At 31.1% G+C, this 16785-nt stretch carries 17 protein-coding genes; 8 read left to right on the top strand and 9 right to left on the bottom strand.

Features of this window, described 5'->3' with window-relative positions; all coding sequences use genetic code 11:
- Positions 1 to 4: 4 nt before the first annotated feature.
- The 4 genes from B9N70_RS02015 to B9N70_RS02000 form a co-directional block, all read right to left on the bottom strand.
- Positions 5 to 1462, bottom strand: a complete 1458-nt coding sequence (locus B9N70_RS02015; RefSeq protein ID WP_085114145.1) for a cytosine permease — start codon at positions 1460 to 1462, stop codon at positions 5 to 7.
- Between the two features lie 25 nt (positions 1463 to 1487).
- The gene (locus tag B9N70_RS02010; protein WP_085114144.1) at positions 1488 to 2822 is read right to left on the bottom strand and encodes a TRAP transporter large permease; all 1335 of its coding nucleotides are present in this window, start codon (positions 2820 to 2822) and stop codon (positions 1488 to 1490) included.
- Positions 2823 to 3437, bottom strand: coding sequence for a TRAP transporter small permease subunit (locus B9N70_RS02005; RefSeq protein WP_085114143.1), 615 nt, complete (start codon positions 3435 to 3437; stop codon positions 2823 to 2825).
- Positions 3438 to 3510: 73 nt separating this feature from the next.
- Positions 3511 to 4608 carry a TRAP transporter substrate-binding protein gene (locus B9N70_RS02000; RefSeq protein WP_085114142.1) on the bottom strand — a complete coding sequence of 366 codons (1098 nt, stop codon included), beginning with the start codon at positions 4606 to 4608 and terminating at the stop codon, positions 3511 to 3513.
- Between the two features lie 147 nt (positions 4609 to 4755).
- Between B9N70_RS02000 and B9N70_RS01995 the strand changes: the two genes are divergently transcribed.
- The 5 genes from B9N70_RS01995 to B9N70_RS01975 are packed head-to-tail and all read left to right on the top strand — an operon-like array spanning position 4756 to position 9291.
- The gene (locus tag B9N70_RS01995) at positions 4756 to 6366 is read left to right on the top strand and encodes a GMC family oxidoreductase (protein ID WP_085114141.1); all 1611 of its coding nucleotides are present in this window, start codon (positions 4756 to 4758) and stop codon (positions 6364 to 6366) included.
- On the top strand, positions 6366 to 6959 hold the full coding sequence (locus B9N70_RS01990; RefSeq protein WP_085114140.1) for a TerC family protein: 594 nt from the start codon (positions 6366 to 6368) through the stop codon (positions 6957 to 6959). The genes B9N70_RS01995 and B9N70_RS01990 overlap by 1 nt, the downstream gene beginning before the upstream one ends.
- The gene (locus tag B9N70_RS01985) at positions 6960 to 7718 is read left to right on the top strand and encodes an SDR family NAD(P)-dependent oxidoreductase (protein WP_085114139.1); all 759 of its coding nucleotides are present in this window, start codon (positions 6960 to 6962) and stop codon (positions 7716 to 7718) included.
- The gene (locus B9N70_RS01980; protein WP_085114138.1) at positions 7703 to 8503 is read left to right on the top strand and encodes a M23 family metallopeptidase; all 801 of its coding nucleotides are present in this window, start codon (positions 7703 to 7705) and stop codon (positions 8501 to 8503) included. The genes B9N70_RS01985 and B9N70_RS01980 overlap by 16 nt, the downstream gene beginning before the upstream one ends.
- Positions 8504 to 8514: 11 nt before the next feature.
- Positions 8515 to 9291, top strand: a complete 777-nt coding sequence (locus B9N70_RS01975; RefSeq protein ID WP_085114137.1) for a fumarylacetoacetate hydrolase — start codon at positions 8515 to 8517, stop codon at positions 9289 to 9291.
- On the opposite strand, the gene B9N70_RS01970 is transcribed toward B9N70_RS01975, so the two are convergent.
- Both B9N70_RS01970 and xsc read right to left on the bottom strand, forming a co-directional pair.
- Positions 9288 to 10592 carry an NAD(P)/FAD-dependent oxidoreductase gene (locus tag B9N70_RS01970; protein ID WP_085114136.1) on the bottom strand — a complete coding sequence of 435 codons (1305 nt, stop codon included), beginning with the start codon at positions 10590 to 10592 and terminating at the stop codon, positions 9288 to 9290. The genes B9N70_RS01975 and B9N70_RS01970 overlap by 4 nt on opposite strands.
- Positions 10593 to 10631: 39 nt before the next feature.
- Positions 10632 to 12416, bottom strand: a complete 1785-nt coding sequence (gene xsc, locus B9N70_RS01965; protein ID WP_085114135.1) for a sulfoacetaldehyde acetyltransferase — start codon at positions 12414 to 12416, stop codon at positions 10632 to 10634.
- Between the two features lie 123 nt (positions 12417 to 12539).
- Between xsc and B9N70_RS01960 the strand changes: the two genes are divergently transcribed.
- Genes B9N70_RS01960 through B9N70_RS01950 form a run of 3 tightly spaced genes read left to right on the top strand, consistent with a single transcriptional unit; the run spans position 12540 to position 15090 of the window.
- The gene (locus B9N70_RS01960) at positions 12540 to 12824 is read left to right on the top strand and encodes a UxaA family hydrolase (protein WP_085114134.1); all 285 of its coding nucleotides are present in this window, start codon (positions 12540 to 12542) and stop codon (positions 12822 to 12824) included.
- A gap of 6 nt (positions 12825 to 12830) precedes the next feature.
- Positions 12831 to 13997 (top strand): UxaA family hydrolase, encoded by a 1167-nt coding sequence (locus tag B9N70_RS01955; protein WP_085114133.1) that lies wholly within the window; start codon positions 12831 to 12833, stop codon positions 13995 to 13997.
- 19 nt (positions 13998 to 14016) lie between these two features.
- Positions 14017 to 15090 (top strand): YeiH family protein, encoded by a 1074-nt coding sequence (locus B9N70_RS01950; RefSeq protein ID WP_085114132.1) that lies wholly within the window; start codon positions 14017 to 14019, stop codon positions 15088 to 15090.
- A 19-nt stretch (positions 15091 to 15109) separates the two neighbouring features.
- On the opposite strand, the gene B9N70_RS01945 is transcribed toward B9N70_RS01950, so the two are convergent.
- The 3 genes from B9N70_RS01945 to B9N70_RS01940 all read right to left on the bottom strand — a co-directional run bounded on the left by B9N70_RS01945 (position 15110) and on the right by B9N70_RS01940 (position 16774).
- A complete protein-coding gene (locus B9N70_RS01945) occupies positions 15110 to 16192 on the bottom strand; it encodes a sulfite exporter TauE/SafE family protein (protein ID WP_085114131.1) in 1083 nt (360 codons plus the stop codon).
- Positions 16193 to 16221: 29 nt separating this feature from the next.
- Positions 16222 to 16356 carry a hypothetical protein gene (locus B9N70_RS07130; protein WP_255372279.1) on the bottom strand — a complete coding sequence of 45 codons (135 nt, stop codon included), beginning with the start codon at positions 16354 to 16356 and terminating at the stop codon, positions 16222 to 16224.
- 67 nt (positions 16357 to 16423) lie between these two features.
- Positions 16424 to 16774 carry a hypothetical protein gene (locus B9N70_RS01940; RefSeq protein WP_085114130.1) on the bottom strand — a complete coding sequence of 117 codons (351 nt, stop codon included), beginning with the start codon at positions 16772 to 16774 and terminating at the stop codon, positions 16424 to 16426.
- Positions 16775 to 16785: the final 11 nt, after the last annotated feature.

The raw sequence follows: 16785 nt of genomic DNA, 5'->3' as shown, positions 1-16785 counted from the left end.
TTATTTAATTTTTTTTTAACAAATAATAAGTTAATGATGAAAATAAAGCACCAATAATCCATGCATAAGATTGTAAAAACATTAAGTTCAAATTCCAAATTGTAGAAGATGAAAATATAAAACCAATTAAGATTGAATATAATGCTTTTATGTCCCAGCCATTTGAAAAATGAAATGAACTTTTAGATGATGCTAAATGTATATCTTTTATATTAATTTTAGAATGATTGATTACAAAATAGTTAATAATCATAACCCCGCAGATAGGTCCAAAAAAAGATCCAAAAGTATCCACAAATGAAAGTATACCAACTTGACTTAATAAAGTTGGCCAGAGCAAAGCAACAATAAATCCTAATAAACCTATTGTATAACTAGCTGATTTTAAATTTAATTTTCCCGGTTTAAAATTAATTAATGAGTATTGAGAGGGAATAAGATTTGCTACTAAATTTGTTGAAGCTGAAGCAATTATTATAAAAAACAACACAATTGTTGTTATTTGTAAATTATTAAGTTTACCGATTATATCTGTTGGATTTGTAAATATTCTATCAATATCCTCGAACTGTTGATTTAAAAAAACGTCTGATCCTGTAACAATAAATACAGCAAAAAAAGAGAATATTATTAAATTAATTAATAAACTTATATTTCCATAACTTAATTGTTTTTCATTTTTTACATATCGCGAAAAATCACCATAACTTACTATGATAATTGAAAAATATGCAAATATTGTTCCAGCCACAGTTATCAATGGAAAAAAATTATTAAGATTAATAAAATTTTTAAAATCTAATATTTGTACAAAAGCATTTATCGCTAGTTTTGTATCTGAAAACAAAACAATACCAAAAAAAATTATCATTCCACTATAAACCGAAATAGCTGAAATTTTTATCAATTTTTTATTAAAAACCATTCCCTTACTAAATAAGTAAGTTTGAAAAATGATTGACATAATAAGCGAAAACCAATCAATAATATTTAAACCAAGTAAAAATATTAGAAATATATCCTTATCTAAAAAAGAATTATCAATACTGAAAATCAATATTCTAATTAGATAGCTAATGGCTTTAGAGATAAAATATGTTTGAATACCAAACATAAAAATCCCAACAATGCTTCTCATAAATCCAAAAAATCTTGCTCCACCATACCCTAAGGAGGTTCTTAAAATTGTTGCAAAAGGTAATCCATATTTTTGTGATGGTTTGCCTATTAAATTAGAAAAAAAATAAACAAGTAGTGAGCCTAATAAAGTCCCAAAAAAAACTACAAAAAAATTTAAGCTATAGATAGTATATAGAGAAGCTATTAATGAGAATCCTATAACACTTTGAACATTGACACCCCAGAAATAAAATAAATCTTTCCAATTCCAAACTTTATTGTTTGGGTTGATTGCAACTAATTCCCAATTAATTATGTTTTCAGCTGATTTTTTTTGACTCACTTATTAAATACTAAACTAATATTATTTACTGTCCATATAGATAGGATGGTAGCCAAAGAGCTATCTTAGGAAATATTATTATTAAAACCAAACCTATCACCTGAATGACCATAAATTGCATCATTCCATAATAGATATCTTTTAAATCCCATTCAGGGACAACACCTTTTAAAAAATATGCTGACAGAGCTACTGGTGGGGACAGCCAGGCGGTTTGTAAATTAACAGCAACAAGTATAGCGAACCAAGTTAAGTTAAATCCTAAAGCTTCTATTAATGGTAATATAATCGGTACTACAATCATCACAATTGGCACCCACTCTAATGGCCAACCTAATAAAAAAATCATTACCATTACAATTGCTAAAATAAGATATTTATTCATCTCAAGACCTAATAAAAAGTCTGTTAAAAGTATCGGAGTTCCTAGTCTAGAAAAAACAGCTCCAAAGAAATTTGAAGCAGCAACTAATACCATTATCAAAGCAGAAATTTCTAAAGTTTTAACTAAAGAGTCTTGTAGTTTTTTGAATGTCAATTTTTTATAAGCTATTGCTAACAATAAAGAACCCATCGCACCACAACCCGCAGCTTCTGTTGGTGTTGCAAATCCGAATAAAATACTTCCAAGAGCAGCAAAAACTAAAGCAGCTGGTGGAACTAAACCTAAGAAAAATTCAATCCATACTTCTCTCATACTCGTAGCTCTAAGCTCTGGTGGAAGAACTGGACCTAGTTTTGGATTAATAATACATCTAATTGTTGTATATGCAGCGTATAGGGTTGCTAATAAAACTCCTGGAATAATTGCTGCTGCAAATAAATCAGTGACTGGGATTTCCATAATTGGCCCCATAACTACAAGCATAATACTTGGCGGGATTAAAATACCTAAAGTTCCACCTGCTGTAATTGTTCCAGCTGCAAGTTTTACATCATAACCAGATTTATTCATTGACTTTGCGGCCATAATTCCAAGTATAGTCACTGAAGCTCCTACTATACCGGTTGCTGCTGCAAAAATTACAGAAACAAATAAGACTGCATAATATAAAGAACCTCTTACTTTAGCTAACATTAGTTGAAATGCTGAAAACAATCTCTCCATCAAACCACATTGTTCCATCATTATTCCCATAAAGACAAAGAGTGGGACGGCGGCGAGTGTTTGTTCGGTCATGACCATTGAGAATTGCAAGGTCATCAAATAAAAAACTAACTTACCAAATCCAAGATAACCAAATACAAAACCTAAAAAAATTAATGTAAATGAAATTGGAAATCCTACAAAAATTGAAAAAAGCATTACACCAATTAAAATGAAACCTAGGACAGCAGGATCTATAAATTCAGCTAACATCTATTCATCATCTCCTGGCCATTTACCTCTAGTAGATGCCCAATAACTTTTTAATAACTCTGAAACTCCTTGAATAAGTAAAAATAATATACCAAACCATAGACAAGCTTTGATTGGCCACATTAAAGGCATCCAAGCAGTATCCATTCCTCTTTCACCTCTCATAATAGATTCTTGAACAAAACCTGTTGTCATCCATAAAAAAACTATTAATCCAGGAAAATAAAATAACAGATATAACCAAAAATCTATTAGCCCCTGAGTTTTAGTTTTAAAATTTCTGTATAAAAAGTCTGCTCGAATATGAACACCTTTAGATAATGCATAACCTGCACCAAGCATAAAAAGAGCTCCATACATAAATCTACTTAAATCATAAGCCCACATTGTAGGGGCTGTAAAAAGTTTTCTTGCTAATACTTCATAAACCATAGCAAGTATTAAAGGGACTGTTATCCAGCAAACAACATTACCTACCCATTTATTAAATAAATCAATTTTTGTTATTGTTGATGCCATCCATTTTGGCATGTCGTCAGGCATTTTACCTGAACCACCTCGCCTTTCAGCGATCATTTCATCTGTTATATCTAATTTAGATGGCTCATCTGACATAATAATTCCTTAAAAAAAACTGAAGCGAAAAATTAATTTCGCTTCAGTTTATATTTTATAATCTATCTAATTACTATTTTAAAGTAGCTGCGTGAGCCATTCCTAGCTTCGCATTAGACATTTGAGCTCCAGACCAGAATGGTACTGCAATATCAGCAAATGCTTTTTGTGAATCCCAAACTTTTTTGAAGAAAGGATTTTTAGCAGCATTTGTTTCTAAACTTTTCTTTGCAGCAGCCATATACGCTGGGAAATAGTCAGCTGGAGTATCATGCAAAATAACACCGTGCTTATTTGTAAGCTCAGCTAATGCTTTACCATTTTCGTATATTCTGTAACTCATTGATTTTGATAGAGATGCATTCGCAGCAACTTCTAAAGCTTTCTTCTCAATAGCAGACATTTTCTTATATTTGCTACCATTAATGTAGAAGTCAGCATTTACTACTACTTGGTGTAGACCTTGTAGATAGTAATGTTTTAGAACTTTTTGGAAACCGAATGTCATGTCTGGTTTTGGACAACACCATTCAGCAGCATCAATTGTTCCTGCTTCAAGAGCTGGAAGAATATCTCCACCACCCATTGCTACAGAAGCTACACCAATATCTTTATAAGTTTGTCCTGGAATTCCTGGGGGAGTTCTGAACTTATACTTTCTAAAGTCAGCCATGCTATTAATTGGCTCTTTGAACCAACCTAAAGCTTCTGGACCAACTGGTTGTAGCATGAAACCTTTAATGTCTCTTCCCATTTCGCTCCATAATTGGTCGTAAAGTTCTTTACCACCACCATATTGGAACCAAGATAAGAATGCTAAGTTATCAATACCAACACCTGCACCTGCTACTGGAGATCCAAATAACATAGCTGCTGGGTGATCACCTGACCAATAGTGAGTCCAAGCGAAACCACAATCGATTAATCCTTTATCAACTGCATCAAGAGTTTCCTTAACACCTACTACTGCTCCTGCTGGCATAATTTCAAACTTAAGTGAACCTTGTGTTAGTTCAGTTACTGTATCTGTAAAATCTTTTAACATTTTCACTTCATCAGCTTTTGCACTAATTACGGTTTGACACTTAAGAGTTTGTGCAGAATTTGCTCCTGTAACTGTCATGACAGTTAAAAGAAGAGTCCCTACAAATAATGATATGATTTTTTTCATACTTAATTTCCTCTTTAGTTTTATTAATAAAGTCAATACCCTCTCAAAAAACAGAAAGCTATACAAGTATTAAAATTGTACTTAAAAAATTTATAAAGCTTATATTTACTAGCATTTTGATCAAATATTATTATAAGCGGTTTATTTATGGACAGTTTTGATTATATTATTTTAGGTGCCGGTTCAGCAGGTTGTGTTTTGGCAAATAGATTATCCGAAAATCCTAATAATAAAGTTTTACTTTTAGAGGCTGGTGGAAAAGATACTTACCCTTGGATTCATATTCCAGTTGGATATTTTAAAACAATGCATAATCCAAAAGTAGACTGGTGTTATAAAACTGAGCCAGATGAAACAATGAATAATCGATCAATAAGATATCCACGTGGAAAAACCTTAGGTGGTAGCTCCTCTATTAATGGACTTTTATGGGTTCGAGGTCAAAAAGAAGATTATGATATTTGGAGACAATTAGGCAATACAGGATGGAGTTGGGACGATGTTTTACCTTACTTTTTAAAATCTGAAAATAATGAGCTAGGCAAAAGTGAATTTCATAATGATAGCGGACCTATAACTGTTGCTAATAAAAAGATCAATTTGAAGTTACTTAACGAATTTGAAAATGCTGCAGAAGAATTTGGAATTCCGAAAACGAATGATTTTAATACTGGAGATAACCATGGTGTAGGTTTTTTTCAATTCACCACCAGCTTTAATAAACCTGGATTAAAATTAAGATGCAGCGCTGCAAAAGGATATTTAAATCCTGCAAAAAAAAGACCTAATTTAAAAATTGTAGTTAAAGCCCATATTCAAAAAATAAATTTTGAAGGAAAAAAAGCGATAGGTGCAAGCTATTATCAAGGAGATAAAGTTGTCTCCGTTAAAGCTAACAAAGAAGTTATATTGTCTGCTGGTGCTATTGGTTCACCTCAAATACTCCAAGTTTCAGGAATTGGTAACTCTAATAAACTTAAAAAAAATGGTATAGAAGTAATTCACGAATTGGATGGTATAGGTCAAAATTTACAAGATCATCTAATGTTTAGACCCGTATATAAAGTTAAAAATTTGAAATCTCTTAATAGAAAAGTGGAGAGCTTGTTTGGTAGATTTATGATGGGCTTAGAATATATTTTAAATCAAAGTGGTCCAGTTACAATGGGTGCTAGTCAAATTTGTGGGTTTACAAAAAGCGATCCTTCAAGAGCAACACCTAACCTACAATTTCACGTTTCACCTGTAAGTACAGATATTTTAGGAGTAACTCCAATGCATGATTTTGAAGGTATCACGCCAACAGTTGCAAATGTTAGACCAACTAGCAGAGGTGAAATTAATATTGTTAGCTCAGATAGTAGAGATTATCCGAAAATTAAGATGAATTATCTATCAACTGATGATGATAGAAAAGTTGCAGCCCAAGGACTAAAAATAGTTCGTAAAATAATGCTGGAAACTGAAACTTTTAAAAAATACCAACCAGAAGAATATAGACCTGGAGTACATATTACTGATGATGAAGAATTAGTTAAAGAAGGATCGAACTTTACTCAAACAATTTTTCATCCTGTTGGGACTTGTAAAATGGGTCAAGATGAAATGTCAGTGGTTGATGAAAAACTTAAAGTTAGAGGCATTCAAAATTTAAGAGTAATTGATGCATCGATAATGCCGAATATTACTTCTGGTAATACTAACGCACCAACAATTATGATTGCTGAAAAAGGTGCAGATATGATATTACAAAATTAATGCTATCTGAATTATTCTCACCTGATCAATTAGCAATTTTAACACAAATTATATTAATTGATTTAGTTCTTGCTGGTGACAATGCAATAATTATTGGAATGGTTGCATCCAAATTTCCAGTTGAACAAAGAAAAAAAGTAATTTTTTGGGGTATTGGTGGAGCAATTATTTTAAGGGTAATCCTTACTCTATTAACAGCATATCTATTACAAATACCTGGTCTTAGACTTATTGGAGGTATTTTACTCTTATATATTGTCTACAAACTTTATGTAGATGTTATTAAAGGCGCTAGTAAAGAAGAAGATATTAAAGTTGATAATTCTAGTTTTATAAAGGCTATATGGACAGTATTGTTAGCTGACTTTACTATGAGTTTAGACAATGTTCTTGGTGTAGCAGGAGCCGCAGGTGAACATTATGGATTACTTGTATTTGGATTGTTGCTTTCTATAATCCTAATGGCGACAGCTGCTAATTTAATTTCTGGATGGATACAAAAGTACAGATGGATAGCATGGGCTGGCTTGTTAGCAATTTTAATTGTTGCTATTGATTTAATTAAAACAGATATTCAAGTATTACTTTTTTAAATGTATTTACAAAAAATTAGTCTTAAAAATAAATACGCACTTGTAACAGGTGCTGGAAAAGGCTTGGGTAGAGCCTGCTCTATTGCATTGGCTGAAGCTGGTGCAACTATTATTGCTTTAAGTAGAACTCAATCAGATTTGGATAAATTAGAAAAAGAAATAAAAAAAGTAAAAGGAAAAACAATAAAAATTCTTTGTGATGTAATGAATTACGAAGAAACAAAATCAAAATTAGACAAAATAAAAGTAATAGATATTTTAGTAAATAACGCTGGAACAAATTTGCCAGAACCTTTTGCACAGGTTAAACAAAAAAGTATGAACTACTTAGTAGACCTTAATTTAAAAGCTGCATTTAATGTTGCACAATTAGTAGTAAAAAAAATGCTTAAAAACAAAAAAAGACCTGGCTCAATTATAAATATGTCTTCTCAGCTTGGTCATGTAGGTTGTGAGGGCAGAAATGTTTATAATATGACTAAATTTGGAATAGAAGGTCTCACAAAGGGTATGGGAGTAGAGCTTGCTAAACATGATATACGCGTAAATACTGTTGCACCTACATTCGTTGCAACTCCAATGGTAAAAAATTTTTTTAAAAATAAAAAATTTAAAAAATCTGCTTTAAGTAGAATTCCAATGGGCAAACTCGCAACAGAAAGCGATGTTGCAACCACTGTGTGTTTCCTAGCATCATCTGCATCTTCAATGATAACTGGTACATCAATTTTAATCGATGGTGGATGGACAGCTCAATAATTTATAAAAGCTTATTCTTTTTTTTAATAATTATCTCCCAAGCAAAATCAATTGAATTTACTGGTAAATTTTTTCAAGGTCATTTTATTGTTGGTAAAACTGATCCAAATGCAAAAATTATTATAGATAAAAAAAATGTCAAAGTCTCAGATGAAGGATATTTTGTATTTGGCATTGATAGAGATAGAAAGTTTGATTTAAAAATAACTAAAGTTTTAGATAACAAAAAAGATATATTTATAAAAAAAATTTTTAAAAGAAAATACAATATTCAAAGAATTGATGGATTACCTGAAAATAAAGTAACTCCTCCTGAATCTGTTTATAAAAGAATTAAAGAAGAAAATAATAAAATTGGTGAAGCAAGAGCAATAAATTCTGATCTGATTTTTTTTAAAGATAAGTTTATAATGCCAGTTGATGGAATAATTAGTGGTGTATATGGTAGCCAAAGAATTTTAAATGGCAAACCAAAGTGGCCTCACTATGGAATAGATATTGCTGCCAAAAAAGGAACTCCAATTAAATCTTCAGGGGGAGGAGTGATAACAATGGCTGAAAAAGATTTATACTATACTGGTGGAACTATAATAATGGATCATGGACATGGAATTTCTACTATCTATTCTCATTTAGAAAATATTTTAGTTTCAGTTGGTGATCAAATTAATCAAGGTGATATAATTGGAACCGTAGGATCCACAGGAAGATCAACTGGACCTCATTTAGATTTTAGAGTTAATTGGTTTCAAACAAGACTTGATCCAATGACAGTTATAAACTAATTATTATTTTTATGAAAAAAACTCTTATCGAAAAAGCTTCAGACAAATTAGTTAATGCTTTTTTAAAAAATAAATTGATAGGTCCAATTCCAAGACAATATTCAAAAAAATTAGTTAACGCTCAAAAGTTTAGAAAGCTTTGTGAAAGTAAAATAAAAGAGCCAATTGTAGGTTTTAAAGCAGCTGGAACAGGTATTCCTGTTATGAAAAAATTAAAAGAAAAAGAACCTTTTTATGCATCTATTTATAAAAGAAATGTTGTTAAAAGTGGAGGAAAAGTAAAAATAAACAAAGGCACATTAGGTATTGAGCTTGAAGTTTGTTATCAAATTAAAAAAACTTTTTTTTCATCTAAAGGTTCAATTACTGCCAAAAATATCTCAAAATTTATTTCCTATATGGCACCTTGTATCGAGGTCGTTGGTTACAGACAAAAAAAGAAAGGCATTACATCCTTTGGAGATTTGTGCAGTGACTTTGGAGCCAATGTTAGATTTCTAGTAGGTAAAAAGAAAAAGTATAAAAAAATTAATATTGGTAATTTAAAAACAAATATTCAAAATAAAAAAATCAATCAAAGTGTTGATGGAAATACCAATACAGTTTTTATCAACCCAATCAATTCTTTAAAATTTGTATTAAATAAGATTAAAAAAGATAAGATTAATTTAGAAAAAGACTTTTGGGTTTTCACCGGCTCAACAGTGGGTGTTGTGCCAATAAAAGGAAGAGGTCTTTATGCTGGCAAAATTGATAAGTTGGGTGTTGCAAAAGCAATTATAAACTAAATTTCTGAACTTGATTTCAAACGCTCGTAAAAAAGTCTAGTTTTTACACCTATATTCAAAAAGGGTTCAGGTGGTAACCACGTTGGATTTTTCTTTTGTTCTATTATTTTAATTTCTTCTGAGATCTCTTCAGAAGCTTTAATTGCAATTTGTTCTCCAAACAATGTTCCAACTCCAATACCTGATCCATTATAACACCCAGCTACAAATATATTATCATCTATTTTCTCAAAAATTTGTGAACTATTTCTTGTTCTTGAAACAATACCTGACCAAGTGGACTCAATGATATCATTTGGTAGTTGAGGAAATCTTTTTTTAATTCCAATTCTTTGTATATGTGTTCTTTTTTCCAGTTCTAGTTTTGACATTTGAAAAGGATTTAAAACTTCAACAGTATTTCTTATAAGAATTCTTCTATTTTTAGTCATTCTTACTGTAGCACCCATAGGTCGAACAGACAAAAGGCCCCACTCCTTTGGACTTCCTATATTTGCATATTCTTTATCGCTCAAAGGCCTTGTCATACTTGCGGTTAACGTTAATGGAAAGTTATAATTTTTTTTAATACCAAGAGATTTTAAAAATCCATTTGTAGCAAATATAATTTTTTTTGTTTTTATTGTTCCTTTTTTAAATTCACAAATAATTTTATCTTTATTAATTTTCCAATTAATCAGAAATAAATTTTCAATTAGATTGACATTACTTGGCAGCGTATCAATCATTGCTCTTACTAATTTTCCAGGATGTAATAAAATTCCACCTTTTGTATACAGGCCAATATTATAAAAATCTGTTCCTAATCTTTTTTTTAGATCTTTGTTAAATAATAATTCATTTTCAAAATCTAAGTTTGATAATGTTTTTGAGAAATTTTCTAAAATTTTTTTATCTTCAAATTTGGAAGATGCGTAATATTTTCCAGATTCATACAAATCACAGTCGACCTGATATTCTTTTATAAACTTTTTAACTGTTTCAATTCCTAATTTATATATATCTGTTTTTTTTTTATAATTTTCTAAATCTTTATCAGAAGTAAACCCATCATTAAGTGTTGTATCAACTAAATAACCTGAATTTCTAGAACTTGCACCCTCTCCTGCTAACTGAGCATCAACTAAAGTGATGCTTTTATTTGGATGTATTGCTCCTAATTTTCTTGCGGCTGATAATCCTGTAAAACCTGCGCCAATGATTAACCAATCACAATTGATATCATTTGTAAGAGATTTTATATTTGTTCTTGGATCAAGATCATTAATCCAAGAACAGAATTTATCATTACTTACTTCCATTAAGTAAGTTTATAATAACTACTCTAAATATAGTAGTCTTTAAGAAACCAAAGAAGGTTGTTTTTTCATATCTGCTTTATTGATACCAGCAACTCTTACTGGTTTCTTCATTGCATCTCTTCTAAATGGTTCACCAAGTTCTTGGTTTAGAATTACTTCAATAAATGTTGTAATTCCTTTTTTTTGATCTTCACAAGATTGCTTGATTGCATTTGTAGTTTCTTCCATTGTTCTAACAGTAACACCCTTTAATCCACAAGCATCAGCTACTTTTGCGTAACTTAATTCTGGATCAAGTTCTGTTCCAACAAAATTATTATCAAACCATAAAGTAGTATTTCTTTTTTCAGCTCCCCACTGGTAATTTCTAAAAATTACCATTGTAATTGCTGGCCACTCTTTTCTGGCACATGAGCTCATTTCATTCATGCTGATACCGAAAGCACCATCACCAGCAAATCCTATAACTGGAGTTTCGGGGCAACCAATTTTAGCTCCTAAAATTGCTGGAAAACCATAACCGCATGGACCAAATAATCCTGGCGCTAAATATTTTCTTGGTTTTTCAAATGTTGGATAAGCATTTCCAATTGCACAATTGTTTCCAATATCACTAGAAATAATGACGTCATCAGGCATACCAGCTTGAATTGCTCTCCATGCTTGTCTTGGAGACATTCTATCAGCATCTCTCTCTCTTGCTTCCTTGTTCCAAACCGTTCCTTCATCATCATCTTCATGATCAAGACTTGAAAGTTTTTGTAACCAAGCAGATTTAGTTTGATGAATTAAATCTTTTCTAGCCTGTCTATCTGTATCGCCCGCACCAGAAGAAAGTTTTTCAAGAATCTGCGTTGCAACTAATTTTGCATCACCACTAATTCCGACAGTTACTTTTTTAGTTAATCCAATTCTATCAGGATTAATATCTACTTGAATGATGCTTGCATTCTTTGGCCAATAATCAATTCCATATCCAGGTAATGTAGAAAATGGATTTAATCTTGTTCCAAGTGCTAAAACAACATCAGCTTTAGAAATTAACTCCATTGCTGCTTTTGAACCATTATAACCTAATGGTCCAACGGCTAAAGGATGACTTCCAGGAAAACTATCATTGTGTTGGTAGCCTGAGCATACTGGTGCATCTAATTTTTCAGCAAGTTTTTTTGTTTCTTCTATTGCACCACCAATTACAACACCTGCTCCAGATAAAATTACTGGAAACTTAGCTTTTGATAAAAGATCAGCTGCTTTCATAATTGCATCAGTACCACCACTTTGTCTTTCAAGTCTTACAATTGGTGGAAGATCAATATCAATAACTTGTGTCCAATAATCTCTTGGTACATTTATTTGAGCTGGAGCTGATCCTCTAATAGCTTTTTCAATAACTCTATTTAACACTTCTGCCATTCTTGATGGATCTCTTACCTCTTCTTGATAGCAAACCATATCTTTAAATAAGTTCATTTGTTCAACCTCTTGGAAACCTCCTTGACCCATAGTTTTATTTGCAGCTTGAGGTGTTACCAATAATAAAGGCGTGTGGTTCCAATACGCAGTTTTAATAGGAGTAACTAATCCAGTTATACCAGGACCATTTTGTGCAATAACCATTGACATTTTTCCAGTTGCTCTGGTGTATCCGTCTGCGATCAATCCACCGTTAGTTTCATGAGCAACATCCCAAAAAGTTATTCCAGCATCAGGAAAGATGTCTGATATAGGCATAAATGCAGAACCAATAATACCAAAAGCATGCTCAATTCCATGCATTTGTAAAACTTTTACGAAAGCTTCTTCAGTTGTCATTTTAGCCATAAATTATTCTCCTTAATATTTTCTTTTTAATTCTGTATGTAAAATTTATAAAAATTAATTTGTTAATCTGTGTGATTAATATATAAGATTTTCAAAATTTCAAACAAACAAATCGACACAAATATGGCTACAGATATAATTATACATGATGAAAAAGACAACGTAGGTGTTGTTGTAATAGAAAAAATTACACCAAAACAGGATTGTTCTTGCTGGATAATGGAAAATGATAAAACAGTAAATATTCAATCTGTGGATGAAATACCTTTAGGGCATAAAATTGCAATGATCGACCTAAAGGAAGGCGATACTATTCTAAAATATGGCCATGATATTGGTAAAGTGGTTAAATCAATTAAAAAAGGTGAGCATGTTCATGTTCATAATGTTAAAACGAAGAAGTGGTAGGAAATTATGGAAATCCCAAAAAGTTTTTTAGGTTATAAAAGAGAAAATGGAAGAGCTGGTACTAGAAACCATGTAATCATTCTTCCTGTTGATGATATTTCAAATGCATGTGCTGAAGCTGTTGCAAATAATATTAAAGGCACGATCGCTCTTCCTCATTCTTATGGAAGATTGCAATTTGGAGCAGATTTAGAATTACACTTTAGAACTATTATTGGAACAGGTAAAAATCCAAACGTAGCTGCTGTAATTGTAATTGGTATTGAGCCTAAATGGACAAAAAGAATTGTCGATGAAATTGCAAAAACTGGAAAACCTGTTGAGGGATTTCATATTGAAAGAACCGGTGATATTGGAACAATTATGAAAGCTTCTAAAAAAGCTCAAGAGTTTGCAATGTGGGCATCTGAAAAACAAAGAGAAGAATGTCCATTAAGTGATTTATGGATTTCTGTGAAATGTGGAGAGTCTGATACAACATCAGGATTAGCTGCAAACCCAACAGTTGGAAATCTAATGGATAAATTAGAACCATTAGGAGTTCATTTATGCTTTGGTGAAACATCTGAATTAACAGGTGCTGAACAAGTTTGTGCTACAAGAGGTGCAACTAAAGAAGCTTCTGACAAGTTTATGAAAACATGGAGCGATTATAATGATTTCATTTTAAAAGAAGCGACAGATGATTTGTCTGAAAGTCAACCAACAGCTGGAAATATTGCAGGTGGACTAACAACTATTGAAGAAAAAGCTTTCGGTAATTTCCAAAAAATTGGGTCTAGAAAATTTATTGATGTTTTAGAACCAGCAGAAGAACCTACAAAAGGTAAAGGTTTATATTTTATGGATACTTCTTCTGCGGCGGCAGAGTGTATTACACTTCAAGCAGCAGCTGGATTTAACATTCATTTATTTCCAACAGGACAGGGAAATATTGTTGGAAACCCAATTGAACCAGTTGTGAAATTAACAGCAAACCCTATAACAGTAGCTGGTATGGGAGAACACATTGATTGTGATGTATCAAAAATTCTATCAAGAGAGATGAATTTAGATCAAGCTGGAGATGAATTAATTAAATCAATGTTAAGAGTAGCTAACGGAAGATTAACTTGTGCTGAAGCTTTAGGTCATAAAGAATTTGTTATGACTAAGCTTTACAGAAGTGCTTAGAACTTAATAATCAAAATTAATGTTAAAAAATAAATACTTGGTAGTAATACCGGGTATAGTTCTCGCTTTCGTTCTTTATACCCTATCTCAAGGTTTCAATAATATAATTGGAATTGAGCTACTTGGGTACGAAAAGAGCCCAATTTCAACTGCAATGATTGCTATCTTAATTGGTATATTTTTTGGAAATATTTTCCAAGTCAGAGAAATGACAAGTATTGGATTAGATTTTACGCAAAAATATATATTAAAATTAGGAATTATTTGTTTAGGTATTCAACTTAAACCTTTTGAATTTTTAGAATTTGGTAAAATTGCAATTCCACTTATTATAATTTGCATAATAAGTGTTTTAGTTGTTGTTAAATTACTTATTAAGAAGCTAAAAATTCCAAGACATATGGCTTATTTGATTTCAATTGGTAGTACAGTTTGTGGAACAACAGCAATTATGGCAACCGCTCCAGTTATTAAAGCCAAAAAAAATGAAATTTCTTATGCAATAGCAAATATTACTGTTTTTGGAATTTTATCAATGTTGATATATCCATATTTTGCTAACTATTATTTTGAAAGTAATCCTTTGCAGATTGGATTATTTTTAGGCACATCTATCCATGAAACATCACAAGTAGCAGCTGCAGGATTAATATATGATCAACAGTTCAATAGTCCAGAAACACTCAATATTGCAACGGTAACTAAACTAATTAGAAATACATTTTTGGTAATTATGATACCTTTGTTTGCATATCTTTATAATAGAGGTGAGGCTAAAGAAAAAAATTATTCTATAATTAAAATTTTCCCTTATTTTGTGCTTGGATTTGTTGGGATGATCATTTTTAGAAATATTGGTGACCATTTATTTTTAGATACTACTTCATCACAAAATTGGTCTCAAACAGTTGATATTATAAAATCTAGCTCTAAAGTTTTTCTCACAATGGCTATGGCCGCGATTGGTTTATCTACTAATCTAAGAGGTTTGAAAACAATGGGATACAAACCTTTTGTGGTTGGTTTTATTGCTATGACTACAGTTGGTTTAGTAAGTTTGATAACTATTAATATAGCTTATTTAGTCTTCTAAATTGTCTTCAAGAAAATTTTTAAGAAGCTTTTGAAAAATGCTTCTTTCTTAAATCAGAAATAAATCTTCTAATAAATGCAGCAGCAATACCAAGTCCAACAGCAAAAAATATTGAAAACAAACTATATACAATTGGCATTTCTTTAGAGAATTTTTGTACTAACATTGATAATGCATTTAATTCATTATTAGTTATTTGATTTATTTCTTTTTCAACATGTTCAACAAAAAAGGTATCATAAGCAATTGCTATACCAACAGCTAATAATAAAATTGCCAATAAAGCTTTTAAGCCAGAACTGTTAATTTTTTCACCAAGTTTTTGTCCAGACTGAACTCCAATAATTGATCCAACTACAAGTAAAAAAACTAAAACTAAATCAATTGATCCATAATTAAATGCATGAAGAAATGTAACAATTACACTTACAAAAATTGTTACAAATAATGAAGTTCCGGGAACTAATTTAGTAGGCATTTTTATAATGTAAATCATAGCTGGAACTAAAATAAATGCCCCACCAATTCCCATTATTGCAGCAATAAATCCTACCATGAGACCTATAATGATTGGTGTAAAAATACTTTCATACAATTTAGATTTTGGAAATCTCATTCTAAATGGAAGACCGTGTATCCAATAATGAACATGTAATTTTTTCTTAATTAAAGCATTTTTTCTTGAATTATCTATCTCGCCTAAACTTTCAACAAGCATCAAGGTTCCTATAATTGCAAGGATGTACATGTAAGCTAAAGATATAACAGTATCAATTTTACCTATCCCTTTGAAATAACTAAACGTATAAATGCCTAGTAAAGTTCCAATTGATCCACCAATAACAATCATGAAACCCATTTTATAATCTAAAGTATTTTTTAAATAATGAGTTGTTGAGCCTGATACAGAGGTAGCTAAAATGTTATTTGCTTCATTTGCGACTGCATATGCAGGAGGCACACCTAAAAATATTAAGAAAGGTGTCATCAAAAAACCTCCACCAACACCGAACAGCCCCGATAAAACACCTACAATTCCACTCAGTAATAAAATTTCAATAGCGCTAATTGAAACTTGAGCTATAGGTAGAAAGACTTCCATTAAATTTATTTGTGAAACTTAAAAATAACTTAACTAAAAGTTATAAGAGTGCCAACTAAAATCACACCCCAATATGCAGCTAATCCTGCAAAAATACTAGTTTTGATGATTATTGTTTTTAAGTTTAATATTTTATTAAGAAATTTATTTTGAAATAATTGCATTTATGGAGGTCAATACACCCACAAAGTTATTTGTCAAATAATTTATAATTAAATAAAAATTTTTTTATTAATAGATAGTTGCACCAAAAATTTTGACAATCCCATCCTCTACACCAAGAACCAATCTGCCAAGAAATTCCCCTGGGATCTCTGTATTCAGCTGCTTGATAAGAATAGTTATATGATCTCCTCTTCTTAATGTACCGAAAGGCTCATACATCTCTTTTAGGTTAACTATTAATTTATTGTTAGCCCATTGCTTACCAAGCTCTACTTCATTGGCCCCAAACAACATTTGAGTAGAAAAATCTCTAGTAAAACCACCATAATCTTTAAGATTTGATGATTTTACTAAATTTTCCCAAATAGGTTTAGCTATAGCAAAAATCTCCTCATCTGATTTTGCTAGAAGATCCATGAAATTACTCT

It is taken from the genome of Candidatus Pelagibacter sp. HIMB1321, from assembly GCF_900177485.1.
Lineage (GTDB): Bacteria > Pseudomonadota > Alphaproteobacteria > Pelagibacterales > Pelagibacteraceae > Pelagibacter.
The sequence above is the reverse complement of the archived record's forward strand: the minus strand, read 5'-3'. Positions and strand labels throughout refer to the sequence as shown.